Annotated in this window: 18 protein-coding genes; 9 read left to right on the top strand and 9 right to left on the bottom strand. The window is 68.8% G+C overall.

Annotated features, from left to right (window positions below; translation table 11 throughout):
* Positions 1-15 precede the first annotated feature (15 nt).
* The gene (locus tag PO768_RS14435) at positions 16-2,367 is read right to left on the bottom strand and encodes an FG-GAP-like repeat-containing protein (protein WP_272646605.1); all 2,352 of its coding nucleotides are present in this window, start codon (positions 2,365-2,367) and stop codon (positions 16-18) included.
* A 447-nt stretch (positions 2,368-2,814) separates the two neighbouring features.
* On the opposite strand from PO768_RS14435, the gene PO768_RS14430 reads away from it, so the two are divergent.
* A complete protein-coding gene (locus tag PO768_RS14430) occupies positions 2,815-3,003 on the top strand; it encodes a hypothetical protein (RefSeq protein ID WP_272646604.1) in 189 nt (62 codons plus the stop codon).
* A 10-nt stretch (positions 3,004-3,013) separates the two neighbouring features.
* On the opposite strand, the gene PO768_RS14425 is transcribed toward PO768_RS14430, so the two are convergent.
* From PO768_RS14425 to PO768_RS14410, 4 genes are read right to left on the bottom strand one after another with little or no spacing between them, the layout of a single operon-like run.
* A complete protein-coding gene (locus PO768_RS14425; RefSeq protein WP_269839329.1) occupies positions 3,014-3,388 on the bottom strand; it encodes a DUF6463 family protein in 375 nt (124 codons plus the stop codon).
* A 2-nt stretch (positions 3,389-3,390) separates the two neighbouring features.
* Positions 3,391-4,680: an ABC1 kinase family protein gene (locus PO768_RS14420; RefSeq protein WP_272646603.1), complete on the bottom strand. Its 1,290-nt coding sequence runs from the start codon at positions 4,678-4,680 to the stop codon at positions 3,391-3,393.
* Entirely contained in the window at positions 4,677-5,117 is a 441-nt protein-coding gene (locus PO768_RS14415; protein ID WP_272646602.1) for a hypothetical protein, read from the bottom strand. The genes PO768_RS14420 and PO768_RS14415 overlap by 4 nt, the downstream gene beginning before the upstream one ends.
* Positions 5,114-5,863: a TetR/AcrR family transcriptional regulator gene (locus tag PO768_RS14410; RefSeq protein ID WP_272646601.1), complete on the bottom strand. Its 750-nt coding sequence runs from the start codon at positions 5,861-5,863 to the stop codon at positions 5,114-5,116. Before PO768_RS14410 ends, PO768_RS14415 begins: the two co-directional genes overlap by 4 nt.
* Before the next feature lie 141 nt (positions 5,864-6,004).
* Between PO768_RS14410 and PO768_RS14405 the strand changes: the two genes are divergently transcribed.
* The 8 genes from PO768_RS14405 to PO768_RS14370 all read left to right on the top strand — a co-directional run bounded on the left by PO768_RS14405 (position 6,005) and on the right by PO768_RS14370 (position 11,737).
* Positions 6,005-6,166 carry a hypothetical protein gene (locus tag PO768_RS14405; protein ID WP_171018225.1) on the top strand — a complete coding sequence of 54 codons (162 nt, stop codon included), beginning with the start codon at positions 6,005-6,007 and terminating at the stop codon, positions 6,164-6,166.
* A 125-nt stretch (positions 6,167-6,291) separates the two neighbouring features.
* Positions 6,292-7,875, top strand: coding sequence for a hybrid sensor histidine kinase/response regulator (locus PO768_RS14400; RefSeq protein ID WP_272646600.1), 1,584 nt, complete (start codon positions 6,292-6,294; stop codon positions 7,873-7,875).
* A gap of 151 nt (positions 7,876-8,026) precedes the next feature.
* Positions 8,027-8,257 (top strand): hypothetical protein, encoded by a 231-nt coding sequence (locus PO768_RS14395; RefSeq protein ID WP_266005143.1) that lies wholly within the window; start codon positions 8,027-8,029, stop codon positions 8,255-8,257.
* Positions 8,258-8,379: 122 nt separating this feature from the next.
* Complete coding sequence (locus PO768_RS14390) at positions 8,380-10,377, top strand: hypothetical protein (protein ID WP_272646599.1); 1,998 nt, start codon at positions 8,380-8,382, stop codon at positions 10,375-10,377.
* A gap of 156 nt (positions 10,378-10,533) precedes the next feature.
* Positions 10,534-10,725 carry a hypothetical protein gene (locus tag PO768_RS14385; protein WP_137942528.1) on the top strand — a complete coding sequence of 64 codons (192 nt, stop codon included), beginning with the start codon at positions 10,534-10,536 and terminating at the stop codon, positions 10,723-10,725.
* 138 nt (positions 10,726-10,863) lie between these two features.
* Positions 10,864-11,076 carry a hypothetical protein gene (locus tag PO768_RS14380; RefSeq protein WP_272646598.1) on the top strand — a complete coding sequence of 71 codons (213 nt, stop codon included), beginning with the start codon at positions 10,864-10,866 and terminating at the stop codon, positions 11,074-11,076.
* 124 nt (positions 11,077-11,200) lie between these two features.
* Entirely contained in the window at positions 11,201-11,440 is a 240-nt protein-coding gene (locus PO768_RS14375; RefSeq protein ID WP_272646597.1) for an addiction module protein, read from the top strand.
* Between the two features lie 3 nt (positions 11,441-11,443).
* On the top strand, positions 11,444-11,737 hold the full coding sequence (locus PO768_RS14370) for a type II toxin-antitoxin system RelE/ParE family toxin (RefSeq protein WP_272646596.1): 294 nt from the start codon (positions 11,444-11,446) through the stop codon (positions 11,735-11,737).
* 57 nt (positions 11,738-11,794) lie between these two features.
* On the opposite strand, the gene recQ is transcribed toward PO768_RS14370, so the two are convergent.
* From recQ to PO768_RS14350, 4 genes are all read right to left on the bottom strand, one after another.
* Entirely contained in the window at positions 11,795-13,651 is a 1,857-nt protein-coding gene (gene recQ / locus PO768_RS14365; RefSeq protein ID WP_272646595.1) for a DNA helicase RecQ, read from the bottom strand.
* An 84-nt stretch (positions 13,652-13,735) separates the two neighbouring features.
* The gene (locus PO768_RS14360; RefSeq protein WP_272646594.1) at positions 13,736-14,440 is read right to left on the bottom strand and encodes a head GIN domain-containing protein; all 705 of its coding nucleotides are present in this window, start codon (positions 14,438-14,440) and stop codon (positions 13,736-13,738) included.
* The gene (locus PO768_RS14355; protein ID WP_272646593.1) at positions 14,437-15,234 is read right to left on the bottom strand and encodes a LytR/AlgR family response regulator transcription factor; all 798 of its coding nucleotides are present in this window, start codon (positions 15,232-15,234) and stop codon (positions 14,437-14,439) included. The genes PO768_RS14360 and PO768_RS14355 overlap by 4 nt, the downstream gene beginning before the upstream one ends.
* Positions 15,231-15,891, bottom strand: a 661-nt coding sequence (locus PO768_RS14350; RefSeq protein WP_272646592.1) for a sensor histidine kinase, incomplete at its 5' end; no start/stop codon positions are given. The genes PO768_RS14355 and PO768_RS14350, both read right to left, overlap by 4 nt.

The raw sequence follows: 15,891 nt of genomic DNA, 5'->3' as shown, positions 1-15,891 counted from the left end.
CTAAGCGGAGCGCACCTATTTGCCTAAGAGCCGTGCCGGGCCATTCCTCAGAGATTGAGTTGTGGTCTGCAGGTCGGGTAGGGCAGCAGGGATGGATTGCTGTGGCCATGGACCGCTCCAGTTGCGGCCGTAAATCACTTGCTGGCCGGTGAGCAGGTCCATCAGGCCGTCGCCATTCAGATCGAGCTGCACGAATGCGCCACTGCCGGGAGGGCCGAAGTGCTCGAAGCGCCGTACCGTCTGCATCCGGCCATCCTCGCCCTGCAGGTAGACGTAGACGTGCGCGCTAGAACCACCCAGGGCAAAGACATCTCTGCGCCCGTCGCCATTCAGGTCTCCCGTCATCAGGACTTCGCCCCAGCCCTCCTCAAACACCGGGCTCGCCTGTGGCGCAGCATCAAGCTGCCCCCTCCCGTCGTTGAGGATGACAAGCAAGGAGCTGTTCAGGCGCTTGGCGGGCGTGGTGAGCACTGCGTCCGGGCGACCATCACCGTTCAAGTCCGCCAACTCCAGCGCGTAAGACAAGAGTCCACCGGCCGGGAGATTGCGGCTGTGTGCGGCAGAGAATGCGCCACCCGCAGTTTGGTGAGCCCAGGCCAGCTCCCACTGATTACCGGCCTGATAGCGCAGCCACACGAGATCCTGGCGGCCATCACCGTTGAGATCGGCCACTCGCCAGGCGGCGGCACCGTTGCCCCCGGTTAACAGCAAATGCTGGCTTTTCCAGATGCCGTTCGCACCGCGCCGTGACGCGCGAAAGCTGCTGTTGTCGGTGTGGATCAATGCGGGGCCGGGCTCGCCATCCAAAATCATGCTTGCCAGGGCAGACTGTTGGCTGTCCATGCCCTGCACGCTCTGGAAGCTGCCGTCAGCCTGTTGCAGCAGCAGCGCCGACATGCCACCCCAGGAGCCGCTGGCTGAAAATGCGATATCTGCCCGCCCATCGCCATTGAAGTCCCCCACCACCGGCAGGTTGCCCTTCTGCGGCAAGCCGAGGTAGTCCGCAGCCAGCTGCTGACGCCGCACGCCGAAACCGCCGCTGACCAAGCCTGCACGAATGACGATACCGGCCTTGGAACTGGCCAACTCATAGCCGTTTTCGACCAGATCGGCCACTCCATCGCCAGTGACGTCCGCGAGGACGGCGGCAGTGACGAAGAAACCTTCATTGCTCCGCGCCTGCGGCCGTGCCAGTGGCCCCTGGGTCGCCTGGAAAGACAGGCCGAGGGCAGGCAGGGCCTTGCCCGATTCATCCACCAGCGGATGTTTCAGGCGCACGCTGTAGCGTTGGCCGTAAGTCAGGGCTTGCGGCAATGTGCCGAACAGTCGAAGGCCATCCTGGCGTGCCGGTACCTCGAGCTCGCTGCGGTCATCGGCGGTCAGAATCAGGACCAGGGGCGCATTGCCCACCGGTTCCACCGACCGATCTAGGTTCAGCACGAGCTCACCAGTCACGGGCGCATCGCCTTCGCCATGGGCCGGCACACTGCTGAGAAGACGAGGCCCGGACGGATCCAGCGTGAATTGAAGCTGTTGGGCCGACAGTGCGTTGCCGAGCCGATCAGTTATTTCCGTGCCGAGCACCAAGGTATGCAGACCACCGAAGAAACCTCGGGTCGGCCGGATGTACACGCTGTTTTCAGTGGCCACATAGCGAATAGCGGGTAGGGGTTCGATACCCTCGGCACTGGTGAGCTGCACGGCACCGGTCTTGCGTAGAGAGGCCTCGTCCAAGGGTTCACTGAAGCGCAACACGATGGCATCCAAGGTCGAACGCACCGTGCCCGCTGCAGGCGTCGAGGCGAGCAGGTGCGGGGCTTCGCTGTCTGTACGTTGGGTTCCCACCCGGTAGGCCAGTAATTCGTCCAGTTCGCTGCTGCTGCGTCCTTGCTCCTGCGTCACCGTTTGGGTTTTGACGGGCCCGATCTGCGGTACCAGCCACTCGTCGATGATGACGGTGGTGTCCAGCGGCTGGGATTGACCTGCAGGCGTCACGCGCAGCCGTGCCGTGCTGCGAAGCTGGGCTGCCTGAGGAAAGTTGCCGGCCGGCACCGTCACGGCGCCATTGCCCACATAGGCCGACTCCACGCGCAGTTCAACCACGTCCTCGCGACCGTCGCCGGTCACATCCACGCTCACACGTCGATCCGCAAGTGACACTGTCTCGCCCAGAGCCAGGCCAAATCTCATGATCTCCACGGGGCCGAATGTCCGCTCCAGAGCGTCAGCAAAGTGCCCCGGCACTTGGCTGGCCGACTGGGCATTGATGGCCACATACTCGGGCTCCTCGCTGCGGCTGTCGCGCACTTGATAGGCCAGTTGGTCGTTGAGCCTTGCCAACTCCGTCACCTGCTTCAAGTACTCCAACGTTGCCGCGTCAGCACCGGTGTGGCGCCAAACGCGTCGGTCCCCAGCGGCCATGGGATAGTGCTCTGCAGTCAATCGGTTGACCGATACCGTTGGCGGAGAGGTCGACTCGTTCGATCCACCGCCGCCGCCGCCGCAGCCAGCTAACAGAGCCAAGCCGGTGAAAGCGAGCAACCCGGCCGCTCGTCTCGGCCGATGGTGCCAAACCGCCGTGCAATCGGGCAGACGCACATATTTCTTTGGATTCATCGCTGCTCACGCTCGTCAATTGAGGCCGGCAATGTACCTCACGGCTCTGTACGAGATAGGCACGGCGACGCGACCTCCGTCTGATGGCCTGGTGTTGCAGGCCATGCCACCGATTTGTCACTTCGTCGATTACCGCGCTGCGGCATCCCCGGCCACTTCTACAGTGCGGCCTCACCATCACTTGCAGGAGAACCTTCGATGAACCGTAGCGCCACCTTCGCCCTGGCCCTGGCCGCCGCCCTCATGTCCACCGCCTGCGTGCTGGCGCCCGGTTCGTCGCGCAGCAGCGATCCGACCGATGTGGCCCGCATGGGCGAGCAGGCCATCAAGACCTGCGGCGAAGGTCAGGTGAAGGAGGTCAACACGCGCAGCTTCAGCTGCAAGTGAGCGGGGGGCGTTAGCGCCGCAGCAGGGCCCAGATCGCCGGCAGCACCAGCCAGAAGCCGGATGCCGGCATCAGCAGCAGGCTCAGCAGGGTCAGGGCCAGCAGGCCCCAGCCGAGCCGGCGCAGCGCCCGGGTCTGGCCGTCGCGCTCCAGTGCCGTGATGCTGATGGCCAGCAAGGCCAGCACCGCACCGAACAGCGTGAACCAGGTCACCGCGCCGCGCAGCGGATCGGCGCCGACGCTGTCCAGCAATCCGCCCCGCGCCATCTGCAGCAGCACCGGCGCGAACGCCGCGCCCGCAAACACCGTGTGCAGGGCGGCCACGCCCATCAGCCAATGGCCGACCCAGGCGCGTGGGCGGGGTGTCGAAAACGTCGTCGTGTTCATCATCAAATCCAGTCTTGGTGGGTGGTGACCTGGGCCCGCAGCCGGCTCAGCAGATGCACAAGGCCCAGCAGGCTGCGGTCGAAGAAGGGCTGCTCGGCGGGCATGTGCTTGAGGTAGCGCATCGCCAGGCGATGTTGGGCGGCCGGCATGCGCGGCATAGCCGGGTGCTGGCCGAAGTCGTAGCGCGGCGTGCGCCAGGGCAGCAGCAGCCAGTCCAGCAGCGGCGCCAGCGCCGGCAGCAGCTGGCTGCGGAACTCGGCCAGACCCAGCTCCGGCGCGACCAGGCCCAGGGCTATGTAAGCGTCGAGCAGGCCGGCATCGTCGCCGCGCAGCCGGGCGCGCCAGGTCTGGCGCAGGCTCTCGGCAAAGTCGGGGGCCAGCGTTCGCGTGCAGCCGAAATCCAGCAGCCCCAGCCGGCCGTCCGGCATGAACAGGTAGTTGCCCGGCTGCGGATCGGCCTGCAGACGCCGCAGCTCGAAGGCGCTGGTCATGAACAGGTCCAGCAAGACCTGACCCTGGCGGTCGCGCTCGACCTGGATCGGGCCGCCGGCCAGCCAGTCGGGCAGATGCAGGCCGGCCAGCCGCTCCATCGTCAGCACCCGCGCGCTGCTGAGCGCGGGCAGCGCTCGCGGCAGCACAAAGTCCTGCTCGGGCAGGCGAGCGGCAAACCAGGCCAGCTGCTCGGCCTCCAGCCGGTAGTCCAGTTCCTGGAGCAGGGCCTGCTCGATCTGGGCCAGCGTGCGCGCCAGCAGCTCGGGATCGGGCAGTCCGCCCAAGCCGCCGAGCAGGACGCGCAGCAGCAGCATATCGCTGCGCACCGTCGCGGCCATGCCCGGGTACTGCAGCTTGACGGCCAGGCGCCGGCCGTCGGCAGCCAGCGCGCCGTGCACCTGGCCCAGGCTGGCGGCGGCAAAGGCCTCCGGCTCGAAGGCGGCGAACAGCGTCTCCGGCCCCTGGCCGAACTCCTCGCGCAGCAGCTTGCGGACCAGGGCGCGGTTCAGCGGGCTGGCGCGGTACTGGGCCTGGGCCAGCTGCTCGCGTACGCCTTCGGGGAGCAGGCCGGCCTCCATGCTGAGCAGCTGTGCGGCTTTCAGGCCCACGCCCTTGAGCTGGTTCAGCGCACCGAACAGGATGCGCCCGAGCCGGGCCTCCTGTTCGCTCTGGGACTGCGGGCCGGCCAGGCCCAGGCCCAGAGCCGCCTTGTGGCCCAGCTGGCTGAGCCCCGCCCGGGCCAGCGCGGCGCCAGCCACCGCGCCGCGCGCGAGCCGCCCGGTCGGTGGCGCGGCGCTCACAGCCGGCTCCAGACCTGGGCCAGGCCCAGCGCATGGACGACACCGTAGCCGGCGCAGATCAGCGTGCTCCAGATCCAGAAGGGCTGGCGCAGCTCGGGCTGCAGCAGCATGGCCAGCCAGGGGGCCAGGCCGCGCAGCAGATAGACGGCGGTGATGCCCAGCAACACCCAGCGCAGCCCCGGCAGGCCGCGCAGCGCCGCGCTCCAGCCGCCGGCGCCCAGCGCATAGGCGGCCGCCACCAGCAGGGCAACAGCAATGCCCAGCGTCAGCAAGGCCGGCCACCAATGACCGGCCTGGGCCAGCCTGGCCATGCCTTCGCCGGCACCGAAGAAGCGATACCAGGGAGCGCCGCCGACGATGATGGCCAGATGCAGCGCGGCGGCCAGCGCGCTCAGGAGCGCGCCGAGCAGCAGGGCGGGGTTGGCGGTGCCGCTCATCGTGCCCGCCCACCGAGGCCGCTCAAGCCACCCTTGGTCATCTTGAGCAGATCCAGCAGGCCGCCGCCGTCCTGCAGCAGGCGCATCAGCTGGCTGCGCAGCACGAAGCCGCCCAGCTCCATCAGCTTGCCAATCACACCACTGGCCAGGCTCAGCACCAGCAGCGACAGACTCAGCTCCAGCAGCTGCGTGGTGTTGCCAAAGTCCTCGCTATCGTCCTTGAGCCAGTAGCTGATCACGCCATAGCTGTAGTCGGCCATCAGCGCGGACAGGCCGGTCCTCAGCAGAGGGCCGCAGGGAACGATCTCGCTGCGGGCCTGGGCATCGTCCAGCAGCTCCAGCAAGGCCTGCTGCAGCAACTCGCGGCCGGGCAGCCCGCCGCCCAGCATCAGCAGCGGGGCGCGCTCGACCAGCTCGCGGGCCAGGGCCACGAACTCGCGGTCGGGCAGCAGGCGCTCCAGCAGGCTGTCCATCAGCAGCTGCAGCCGCTCCTGCAGGCTCCATTCGGCCTGGCCGGGCGTGGCGCGCCACTGGGCCAGCGCATCCTCGAAGGCCTGCTCGAAATAGGCCAGCACCAGACGCTCCTTGCTGGGGAAGTATTTGTAGATCGTCGCGTCGCCAACCCCGGCGGCCCGGGCGATCTGCTTCATCGTCGTGGCGTCGAAACCCTGCTGTGTCATCAGGTCCACCGCCGTCTGCAGGATCAGGCGCTTGTTGCTGGCCTGCTGGGTCTTGGAAATGCGCATTTGTGTACTTGATTGCTTTTATTAATTGTTATTCCTTGTTTATTGAATAGCAAGAATTCTTTTAAGAGAAGATGAAGGCCCGGTCGATATCGCCCTTCTTGGGGCTTGCGCCCGGGCCGCGCTGACGGATACTGCGGGCCCATGAAACCCCGTCTCCTGCTCCTGCTACTCGGCTTGGCCCTGCTGGGCACGCTGTGGCTGGGCTCGGCCGGGTTCGACGCCGAGCCCATGGCGCAGACCGAGTCCCACGGTCCCGGCGGCCTGCCGGCTCTCGCCCGCATCATGCTGGGCAACGCGTCCTGAGCCGCGTCCGAACGTCCCCTCTTTGAGCTTTGCAGCCGGCCGCGCCCCGGGCAACAATGGCCCGACACAGGCGCCGGCCGGGCTCCGACCCCGGGAGCCAGGCTCTCGCCACAGGGAGCGACGCCATGGACAGCTTGCGCAACAAGCCGCTGGAGCAGGCCCTGCAGGCGCTGGCCGGCAGCGAGAGCCGTTTTCGCGCGCTGCTGGAGGGGGTCGAGAAGATCTCGGTGCAGGGCTATGACGCCGAGCGCCGGGTGATCTTCTGGAATGCCGCCAGCGAGCAGCTCTATGGCTACAGCCGCGAGGAGGCGCTGGGCCGGCCGCTGGAGGAGCTGATCATTCCGCCACCGATGCGGCCGCTGGTGATCGAGGCCACGCGGCAGTGGCTGGCGGCCGGCGTGGTCTCGACGCCGGCCGAGGAGCTGGTGCTGCAGCACAAGAACGGCAGCCCGGTCCATGTGTTCTCCAGCCACACGATGCAGCGCAACAGCCGCGGCGAGGCCGAGCTCTACTGCGTCGACATCGACCTCAGCGAGCGGGTGCGCGCCGAGGCGCGCCGCAGCGAGCTCGAAGCCCAGCTGCGCGAGGCGCAGAAGCTCGAGGCCATGGGCACGCTGGCCGGCGGCATCGCACACGACTTCAACAACATCCTCGGCGCCATCCTCGGCAATGTGGCGCTGGCGCTGGAGCAACTGCCCGCCGAGCATCCGGCCACCGCCCATCTGGGCCTGATACGCATAGGCGGCCAGCGGGCGCGCAGCCTGGTGCAGCAGATCCTGGCCTTCAGCCGGCGCCAGCCGCAGGAGCTGCGCGTCGTGCAGCTGCAGGCCCTGGTGCAGGAAAGCCTGGCCTTGCTGCGCACCGCGCTGCCGCCCGGCGTGCAGCTGGTGCTGAGCCTGGCGGACCAGCCCCTGCATGTGCGCGCCGACGCCACGCAGATCCAGCAGGTGCTGATCAATCTGTGCACCAATGCCTGGCATGCACTGGCCGGTGGCGTCGGGCGGGTCGAGGTGGGTCTGAGTGCCGAGCACCATGCCGGCAGCCCGGCGCGCGCCCATCTGTGGGTGCGCGACGAGGGCAGCGGCATCGACGCCGCCACGCGCAGCCGCCTGTTCGAGCCCTTCTTCACGACCAAGCCGCAAGGTCAGGGCACGGGCCTCGGCTTGGCGGTCGCCCATGGCATCGTGCTGGCCCATCAGGGCGAGATCCAGGTCGACAGCCAGCCCGGCGTCGGCAGCTGCTTCCACCTCTATCTGCCGCTGTTGCAGGGCGGCGAGCTGCCGGCTGAACTGGCGCCGGAGCCGGCGCTGGAGTTGAGCCTGAGGGCGGTCGGCCAGGGGCAGCACATCGTCTATGTCGACGACGACGAGGTCATGCGCCTGACCGTGCATGGCCTGCTGCAGCGCCAGGGTTGGCGTGTCAGCCTGTGCGCCGAGCCCGAGCAGGCGCTGAGCCTGGTCCGGGCCGGCGGCGTCGACCTGCTGGTCAGCGACTACAACATGCCGGCCTGCACCGGTCTTGAGCTGGCACGTCGACTCGCCCTGATCGCACCGGCGCTGCCGGTGCTGCTCAGCTCGGGCCATGTCACCGAGGCCCTGCTGGCCGAAGCCCGCAGCCTCGGTGTGCGCGGCCTGATCCGCAAGGAGCAGACCCTGGAGGAACTGGCGCCGCTGGTGCGGCAGGTGCTGGGCGGCGGCGCCATCTCCTGAGGCCGGCTCGCACATCCGTCGGCGCCTGTGACGCCCCATCCGGCGCGGCTTGCAGTTCATCACAAGGCGCTGGAGCGCGCCGGGATCGGCTCCGATACTGACTCCATCGACACAGCATGTCGACCAAACAGTCAAACCCAAGGAGCCCATCATGCAAGTCCGTCTGATCCAAGTTGCCGCCGCCCTCGTTCTCGCCGCTGTCGGCAGCGCCCAGGCCGCCCCGCAGAAGATCGAGCAGCTGCCGCGCGTCGTCATCACCGGCAAGTCGGCCCAGGCCAGCCAGCAGATCGTGCAACTGCCGCGCGTGGTCATCGAAGGCCGCAGCCTGGCCTCCCAGCCCGCCGTGCAGCTGGCCGCCGCCAAGCCGGCTCGCCGCATCTGATGCGTGCGCTTCTCTGAACGGAGCAGAGCCACGGCCGCATCGCGCGTGCTGCGGTGACTCTGCTCCGCTGCGCTGGTCCCTTATGCTGTCGGGCATCGATGAGGCTCGCGGCGGGAGGCGGCGTGACGATCAAAGTTGTCGGAGTCCTGGGCCTGGCCTTGCTGCTGGGTGCCTGTGGCGGCGGCGGTGGCGCCGCCGATCCTGCACCGCCGCCGGTCGTACCGCCCTTGAGTGCCAGCTGCGAACCCGGTTCGGTGGCGCGGCTGGCCCGCGAAGCGACGATACAGGCCGGCCGCGCGACCGAGCTGGTCCTGCTGGCCTGTGGTGGTTCGGCCCTGGCCGAGCCGCGCTGGCAGCAGACGGCGGGGCCAGGTCTTGCCATGCTGGCTGCGCGCTCGCCGGCGCTCAGCATCGAGCCGGCCGAGGCCGGTGCCTACCGCTTCGCCTTGAGTTTCAAGGACGCTGGCGGCGCGGCCCATACGGCCGAGCTGGCTCTTGAGGTGGCCCCGGCCGCCGCCGGGCCGGGGCTGAGCGTGCGCGGCGAGCCCTCGGTCTGGGGCGGTGGCAGCTTGTCGCTGCGAGCCTGGGCGTCGGGGCTGAGCGCTGGCGAGCTGGCTGGCGCGCAATGGCATTGGGAGCAGTTGGACGGCCCGGCCGCCACCCTGGAGCGCCGCGACGAGGCGCGACTGGTGTTCAAGGCGCCGGCGGTCAGCGTCGACAGCCTGCTGCGCCTGCGCGCCCGGCTGAGCCTGGCCGACGGCCGCAGCGCCAGCGATGAGTTCACTCTGCTGGTCCAGCCGCCGCCGCAACCGGCGGCCAACCCGCTGTTTGGCGGCGACAACCTGAGCAGCCGCGTCTATCCCTGGCTGGCCGACGGCCCCCATGCCCGCGCCCTGAGCGACTGCATCTACCACCCGGGCCTGAGTGGCAGCAACCCCAACAATCTCTGCACGTTGTCCCGCCTGCCGCTGCTGGGCCAGCAGACGGCCGGTGCCGTGCCGACGGTGGAGCAGGTGATGCAGCGGCTGCTGGTCTCGCATGACTGGATGGCTGCGGTGTTCGAGCGCTTCTTGCGCGAGCAAGATCCGCATGGCGACTTCCGCCGCATGCTCAACGCGAGCACGGCGGTGGTGATCGGGGGGCGCGTGCGGCCGGCCTTCTACTGGAGCGCCACCGGCGCCATCTATCTGGATGGGGCTTACCTCTGGATGACGCCCGAGCAGCGCGACACCCTCAGCGAAAGCCCCGATCCGCGCAGCGCCTACGGTGCCGCGCTGGCCTACAGCACGCCCTGGCGCTATGTGCTGGACAACCGCCATGCCACCCCCGCCTATCCGGTGGCCGAGCGACCCTCGCGCACGCTCGCGGCGCTGCGCTACGAGCTGGCACGCCTGCTTTATCACGAGCTGGCGCATGCGGCGGACTTTGTGCCGCCGCGGGTGCAGAGCGGACTGACCGGTCATCTGCGTGTCTACGAGGCCAGCCCGGCGCTGACGGCTTCGCAGGATCTGCACCAGCGCTACCCCTTCTTCTCGCAGGAGATGCGCGCGCTGGGCCAGGTGCTGTTCTTCGGCGCCGAGGCCAGCGCGCAGCAGCAGGCCTACAGGCCCGAGGACATCGTGCATTTCTTCAGCCAGGACCGGGTCAGCGATGACTACAGCTACTCGGTGCCGGCCGGCCAGAGCGTGCCGCGCGAGGATGCCGCGATGCTGGTGGAGGAGGCCATGATGCAGCTGCGCTACGGGCTGCTGCGCGACATCGCCATCGCGCCCCAGCTGGCTGCCGATGCGAGCAGCAGCGCCGATCTGCCGGTGGTCTGGGGCCAGCGCGGCCGCATCGGCGAGGCAGCGCTGCGCCCGCGCGTGCGCCTGGTGCTGGCCGATCTGCTGCCCTGGCTGGAGGCCGAGGCGGCCGATCGGCTGGCCAGCCCTGTGTTGCTGAAACCGGGGCTGAGCTGGGGCGAGAACCTGGACCAGGCCGCCATCGCCGCCGGCCGACCGGCGGCGCTGAGCGGCGCGCAGCGCCTGGCCGAGCAGGAGCAGGTGGCACGCCAGGCCCGCGAGCGCGAGTCGCGCGCTCGGGCGCAGGCGCTGCACAAGCGCGTGGATCTGCAGCGCTGAGCGCGGGCCTCGTCGCTCGGCCACCCCGCTCATCGCGGCTGCCCGCATTTCATGCGGCGCCTGCCGCTGCCCGTCGCCAAGCGCTGGCGGCGCGCTGCCGTCCTGCCGACACTGCAAACTTCTACCCACGCCTCCCATGCCCCGCCGGAGCCCGCCATGCACAGCAGCGCCAAGACCTTTCTGACCGCCCTCATCGCCGTTGCCGGCGCGGCCACGATGGCCCTGGTGCTGGCCGAGCAGAGCGCACCGCAAAACCTGCACACCGTGGCGCAGCCGGCCGCACCGCAGGCAGCGGCTTCGGCCGAGCGCCTCAGCCAGCTCGATTGCGCCAGCCTGTCGAGCTGCTGATCGGTCCGCCCGGTCGCTCCCAGGGTCGGTTCAGACAGCGTTTTTGCCAGCCTGTCGCGTCGGCCTCGCCTGCTGAGCGGACGCCGCCGACACTGCATTCACCGGCCCGCGTCAGGCCGATGCATCAAGGAGTTCAGCATGATGTTCAAGCACAGCCTCACCGAGAAATCCGTCGCCAGCCTGGTGGCCCTCAGTGTTACGAGCGCGCTGCTGGCGCTGATCGATATCGGCACCACGGCCGAGCAGCCGCTGATGCGGCTGGAGCGTGTGCTGATCATCGGCAAGAGCTCGGCGCCGCAGCCGTCGCAGCAGCTGGCGCAGCTGGTCTGCGCCGAGACGGCGCAGTGCTGAGGCGCCCGCTCACTTCATTGCATAGTTCAGATTGACGTAGAGATAACGCCCGCGCGGGTCGGCATAGCTGGGGTCATAGCCCGCTGGCGACGATAAACTCGGCATGCATCGCGAGGAGCCGCCCATGTCAACAACTGCTGTTGATCTCATTGAAGCCCAGGCCATGAAGCTCACGGCCAGCGAGCGCGCCGAACTGGCCGAACGGCTGTGGCTCAGTGTTCAGGCTGACGCGGGAACCGATGAAGGGCTGGATCCGGTTTGGGAGGCCGAGATCGCGCGCCGCATGCAGCAAGTCGACAGCGGCGAGGTGGTCTGCCGGCCTTGGGGCGAGGTCGTGGAGGCATTGCGTGCCAAGCATGGCTGAGCCGTGGAACTGCGTGTTCACCCGGCCGCCGAGCGGGAGCTGGATGCGGCGCTGAGCTGGTGCACGCAGCACTATGGACAGCGCGCGAGTACTCGGCTGCGGCTTCAGTTCGAGCGCGCCGGCACCTTGTTGATGAGCCACCCCGAGATCGGCAGCCCGGCACCGACGCTGGCCCGCCAACTGCCGTTGCGACGCTACCCCTTCACCTTGATCTACCGCGTCGACGGCACGGTCATCCATCTGCTGGCCGTGATGCACCAGCGTCGACAAGCCGGCTACTGGACCGAACGCGGGTAGCTGACGGCCCTTCTTTGCTCAGCGGCCCGGCCCCAGACGCGCTCAGTCGTTGCCATCCTAGGCTTCGCTCTCCAGCACCCGCAAGATCTCCCGCCCATAGGCTTCCAGCTTCTTCGCGCCGACGCCGCTGATGCCGGCCAGCTCGTCCAGGCTTTGCGGATGCAGCCGGGCCATCTCGGCCAGCGTGACGTTCTGGAAGATCACATAGGCCGGCAGGCCGTGCTCTTTGGCCACCTCGGCGCGCCAGGTCTTCAAGGCCTCGAAGCGCTGCTGGGCCTCGAAGTCCAGATCGATGGGGGCGGCCTTGCTGCCACTGCTCTTGCCCGGCGCGCCGCGCGTGGCCTTGCCGCGCGTGACGCTGGGCACGCGCAGCAGCAGCTGGACCTCGCCCTTGAGCACCGCGCGGGCGCTGTCGGCCAGCGCCAGCGTGTGGTATTCGCCCTCGCTGACGACATGGCCCAGCGCGATCAGCTGGCGCAGCACGGCGCGCCACTGCTGCTCGGGCAGGCTGGCGCCCACACCCCAGGTCGACAGGCTTTGGTGGCCGTACTGCGTGACCTTGTCGGTGACCTTGCCGCGCAGGACATCGATCAGATGGCCGGCGCCGAAGCGCTGGCCGCCGTTCTGGTGGAAGCGGTAGATGCAGCTGAGCAGCTTTCGTGCGGCCTCGGTGCCGTCCCAGGTGGCCGGTGGGCTCAGGCAGTTGTCGCAGTTGCCGCAGGCGCTGCTGGCCTCGCCGAAATAGCTGAGCAGGCGCACGCGCCGGCAGTCGGTGGCCTCGGCCAGGGCCAGCAGCGCGTCGAGCTTGCCGCGCTGGCCCTGCTTGAATTCTTCTTCGGCCGGGCTCTCGTCGATCATGCGGCGCTGGTTGACCACATCGGCCAGGCCATAAGCCATCCAGGCATTGGCCGGTGCGCCGTCGCGGCCGGCGCGGCCGGTCTCCTGGTAGTAGCTCTCGATGTTCTTGGGCAGGTCCAGATGGGCGACGAAGCGCACATCGGGCTTGTCGATGCCCATGCCGAAGGCGATGGTGGCCACCATCACGATGCCGTCCTCGCGCAGAAAGCGGTCCTGGTGCTTCTGGCGCACGGCGGCGTCCAGGCCGGCGTGATAGGGCAGGGCCTTCATGCCCTCGGCCTCCAGCCAGGCGGCGGTCTCCTCGACCTTTTTACGGCTCTGGCAGTAGACGACGCCGGCCTCGTCTTCATGCTCGTCACGGATGAAGCGCAGCAACTGTTCGCGCGGCTTGTCCTTCTCGACGATGGCGTAGCGGATATTGGGCCTATCAAAACTGCTGATGAAGACGCGCGAGTCCTCCAGCTTCAGGCGCTCGATGATGTCGGCCCGCGTCAGGTCGTCGGCGGTGGCGGTCAGCGCGATGCGCGGCACGTCCGGATAGCGCTCGTGCAGCAGGCTCAGGCTCAGGTATTCGCTGCGGAAGTCATGGCCCCACTGGCTGACGCAATGCGCCTCGTCGATCGCGAACAGGCTCAGCAGGCCGCGCTCGTTGAGCGAGTCGAGCTGGGCCAGGAAGCGCGGGTTGGTGATGCGCTCGGGTGCCGCATACAGCATCACCAGGCGCCCACTCATCATCTCGCGCTCGACATGGGCGGCCTGCTCCGAGCTCAGCGTCGAGTTCAGGAAGGCGGCATGCACGCCGGCCTCTTCGAGCGCGCCGACCTGGTCGTGCATCAGCGCGATCAGCGGGCTGACCACCACCGCCACGCCCCGGCCCTGGCGGTGCCGCGCGATCGCCGGCACCTGGTAGCACAGGCTTTTGCCGCCACCGGTGGGCATCAGGACCAGCGCGTCACCGCCGCTCACCATATGGTCGACGATATCGGCCTGCGCGCCGCGGAAGGCGCCGTAGCCGAAGACTTCTTGCAGGATCTGGAGGGGGGCGTGATGATGCATGGAGCCCGCTATTGTCCAGGAGAAGCCCGTTGACGGCCGAAGGCCGTGCCACCGGCCGTTCTCGGGCTGTGCTGACCGTGCGGACTACGGGGCCGAGGGCGGCCTCTCTCCCCGGTAGGTGATTGAGGCCATGCCCGAGCTGTGGCGGCTGCTGTCGGCCGGGCCCCAGTAGTCCACCGTGCCGACGCCGGAGACGCCGATGCCCACCGCGTCGGTGGCCCAGAAGCTGGCGTGGCCAACGCCGCTGATGGAGACCGAGGCCGTGCCGGCCTGCAGCTGCTCGGCCTGCAGCGTGCCCTTGCCCGAGATCGCGGCCTGCATGGTGCGGACCTGGCCGGCCAGGCGGCCCTCGCCGGCACCGGAAATCACGAAGCGCAGGCTGTCGGCCGCCAGCGCGTCGAAACGGGCCTGGCCGGCGCCGGCGATGGTGACGTCCAGCTGCCTCGTCTTCAGCGGGCCGGGCGCATGCAGATCGCTGGCGCCGGACAGCACCAGTTGGCGCACATCGCGCATCAGCACCTCGATCTGCAGCCGCGAGCCGTCCCAGAACTTCCAGCTGCCGGTCGGCCGTATCACCAGCCGGTCGCCGCGCAAGTCCAGCTGCACGGTTTTCTGCGTCTGCGCATTGCCGACGATGAAGACCTGGTCGCGCTCGCCCTGGGCCAGGCGCACCTGGGCCGAGCCGCTGACCTCCAGGCGCTCGAAGGCGCCCGGTGTGTAGAGCTGGCCGGTCTGGGCCGAGGCCGGCTGCGCAGCGGCCACCAGCAGCAGCGCGAGCAGGGCTCTCATATCGACTGCTCCCGCAGCTTCTTCGAGACCTCGCGGCTGGCGGTGAAGCGCGTGCCGTCGCGCATCTGCACCACCAGCTGCGAGCTCTCGTCGGGCGTCATCGCCTCCACGCAATCGAGGTTGACGATGCAGCTGCGCTGCAGCTTCAGAAAGCGCTGCGGGTCCAGGCGCTGCTCGAAGCTGCTGATCGGCAGGCGCACCAGGAACTGGCGACCACGGCCGGCGATGGCGGTGTACTTGGCATCGGAGCGCAGGTATTCGATCGCTTCGACATGCAGCGGGAAGATCTTGCCCTGGTCGCGCACCAGGATGCGGGTCAGCGGCGCCTCGGGGGCTTGTTCCAGGGCCTCCAGTGCCGGATTGAGTGTCGGGCTTGACGCCGCGTCATCGACCCGCTCCAGCCCTTGCAGCGCGTGCTCGACCGCCTCGACAAAGCGATCATGCGAGAAGGGCTTGAGCAGGTAGTCCACCGCATGCAGCTCGAAGGCGGTCAGCGCATGCTCGTCATAGGCGGTCGTGAAGATCACCGCCGGGCCGCTGGTGTTGGGCTGCTGCGCCAGCGCACGCAGCACCTGCAGGCCGGTCATGCCCGGCATCTGGATGTCCATCAGCACCAGGGCCGGCTGCAGCGCGCGGATCTGGGCCAGCGCACTGGCGCCATCGTGGCAGACCGCCACCAGCTCCAGCTGCGGCAACTGCCCCACCCACTCGGCCAGGCTCTCGGCGGCCAGCGGTTCGTCCTCGGCGATCAGGGTGCGTATGCGGGGGCTGTGGTCGTGGTTCATCATCGTCATGCTTGCGGTATCCAGAGGTCGACGCGGAAGCCCGCGCCGGGAGCGGTGTGGATCTTGAAGCGGGCACGGCCCTCGAAGTCCAGCGCGAAGCGCCGGCGCAGCGCGGACAGGCCGATGCCGCGCCGTGCGCCGCCGTCGGCATCGACGCCGGGTTCGAGCCGCGCAGGGTCGCAGCCGGGGCCATCGTCCTGCACGGTCAGGGCCAGGCCGGCGTTGAGCGCATCGCGGCGTGCGCTGATGCTGATGCAGCCGCCCCCGGTGCGCGGCGCGATGCCGTGCAGGATGCTGTTCTCGACCAGGGGCTGCAGGGTCAGGGCCGGCAGCTCGTCGTCCAGCGTGGCCGGGTCCAGCTGCCAGGCGATGTGCAGGCGCGGGCCCAGGCGCAGCGCCTCCAGCGCCAGGTAGTCGCGCACGAAATCGACCTCGTCCTGCAGGCTGACGCGGTCGCTGGCACTGCGTTTGCTGTCCAGCACATAGCGCAGCATGCCGGCAAAGCGCAGCAGCGCATCCTCGGCGGCCTTGGGGTCCTTGCGGGTCAGCGCGATCAGGGTGTTGAGCGTGTTGAACAGGAAATGCGGGTTCAGCTTGCCGCTGATCGCCGCCAGCTCGGCGCGCGCCAGCGCCGACTCGGCCTGGGCCGCCGCCACCGCGCTGGCG

Source organism: Paucibacter sp. XJ19-41, from assembly GCF_028462495.1.
Lineage (GTDB): Bacteria > Pseudomonadota > Gammaproteobacteria > Burkholderiales > Burkholderiaceae_C > Roseateles_E.
This window is presented reverse-complemented; position numbering and strand designations above follow the sequence as displayed.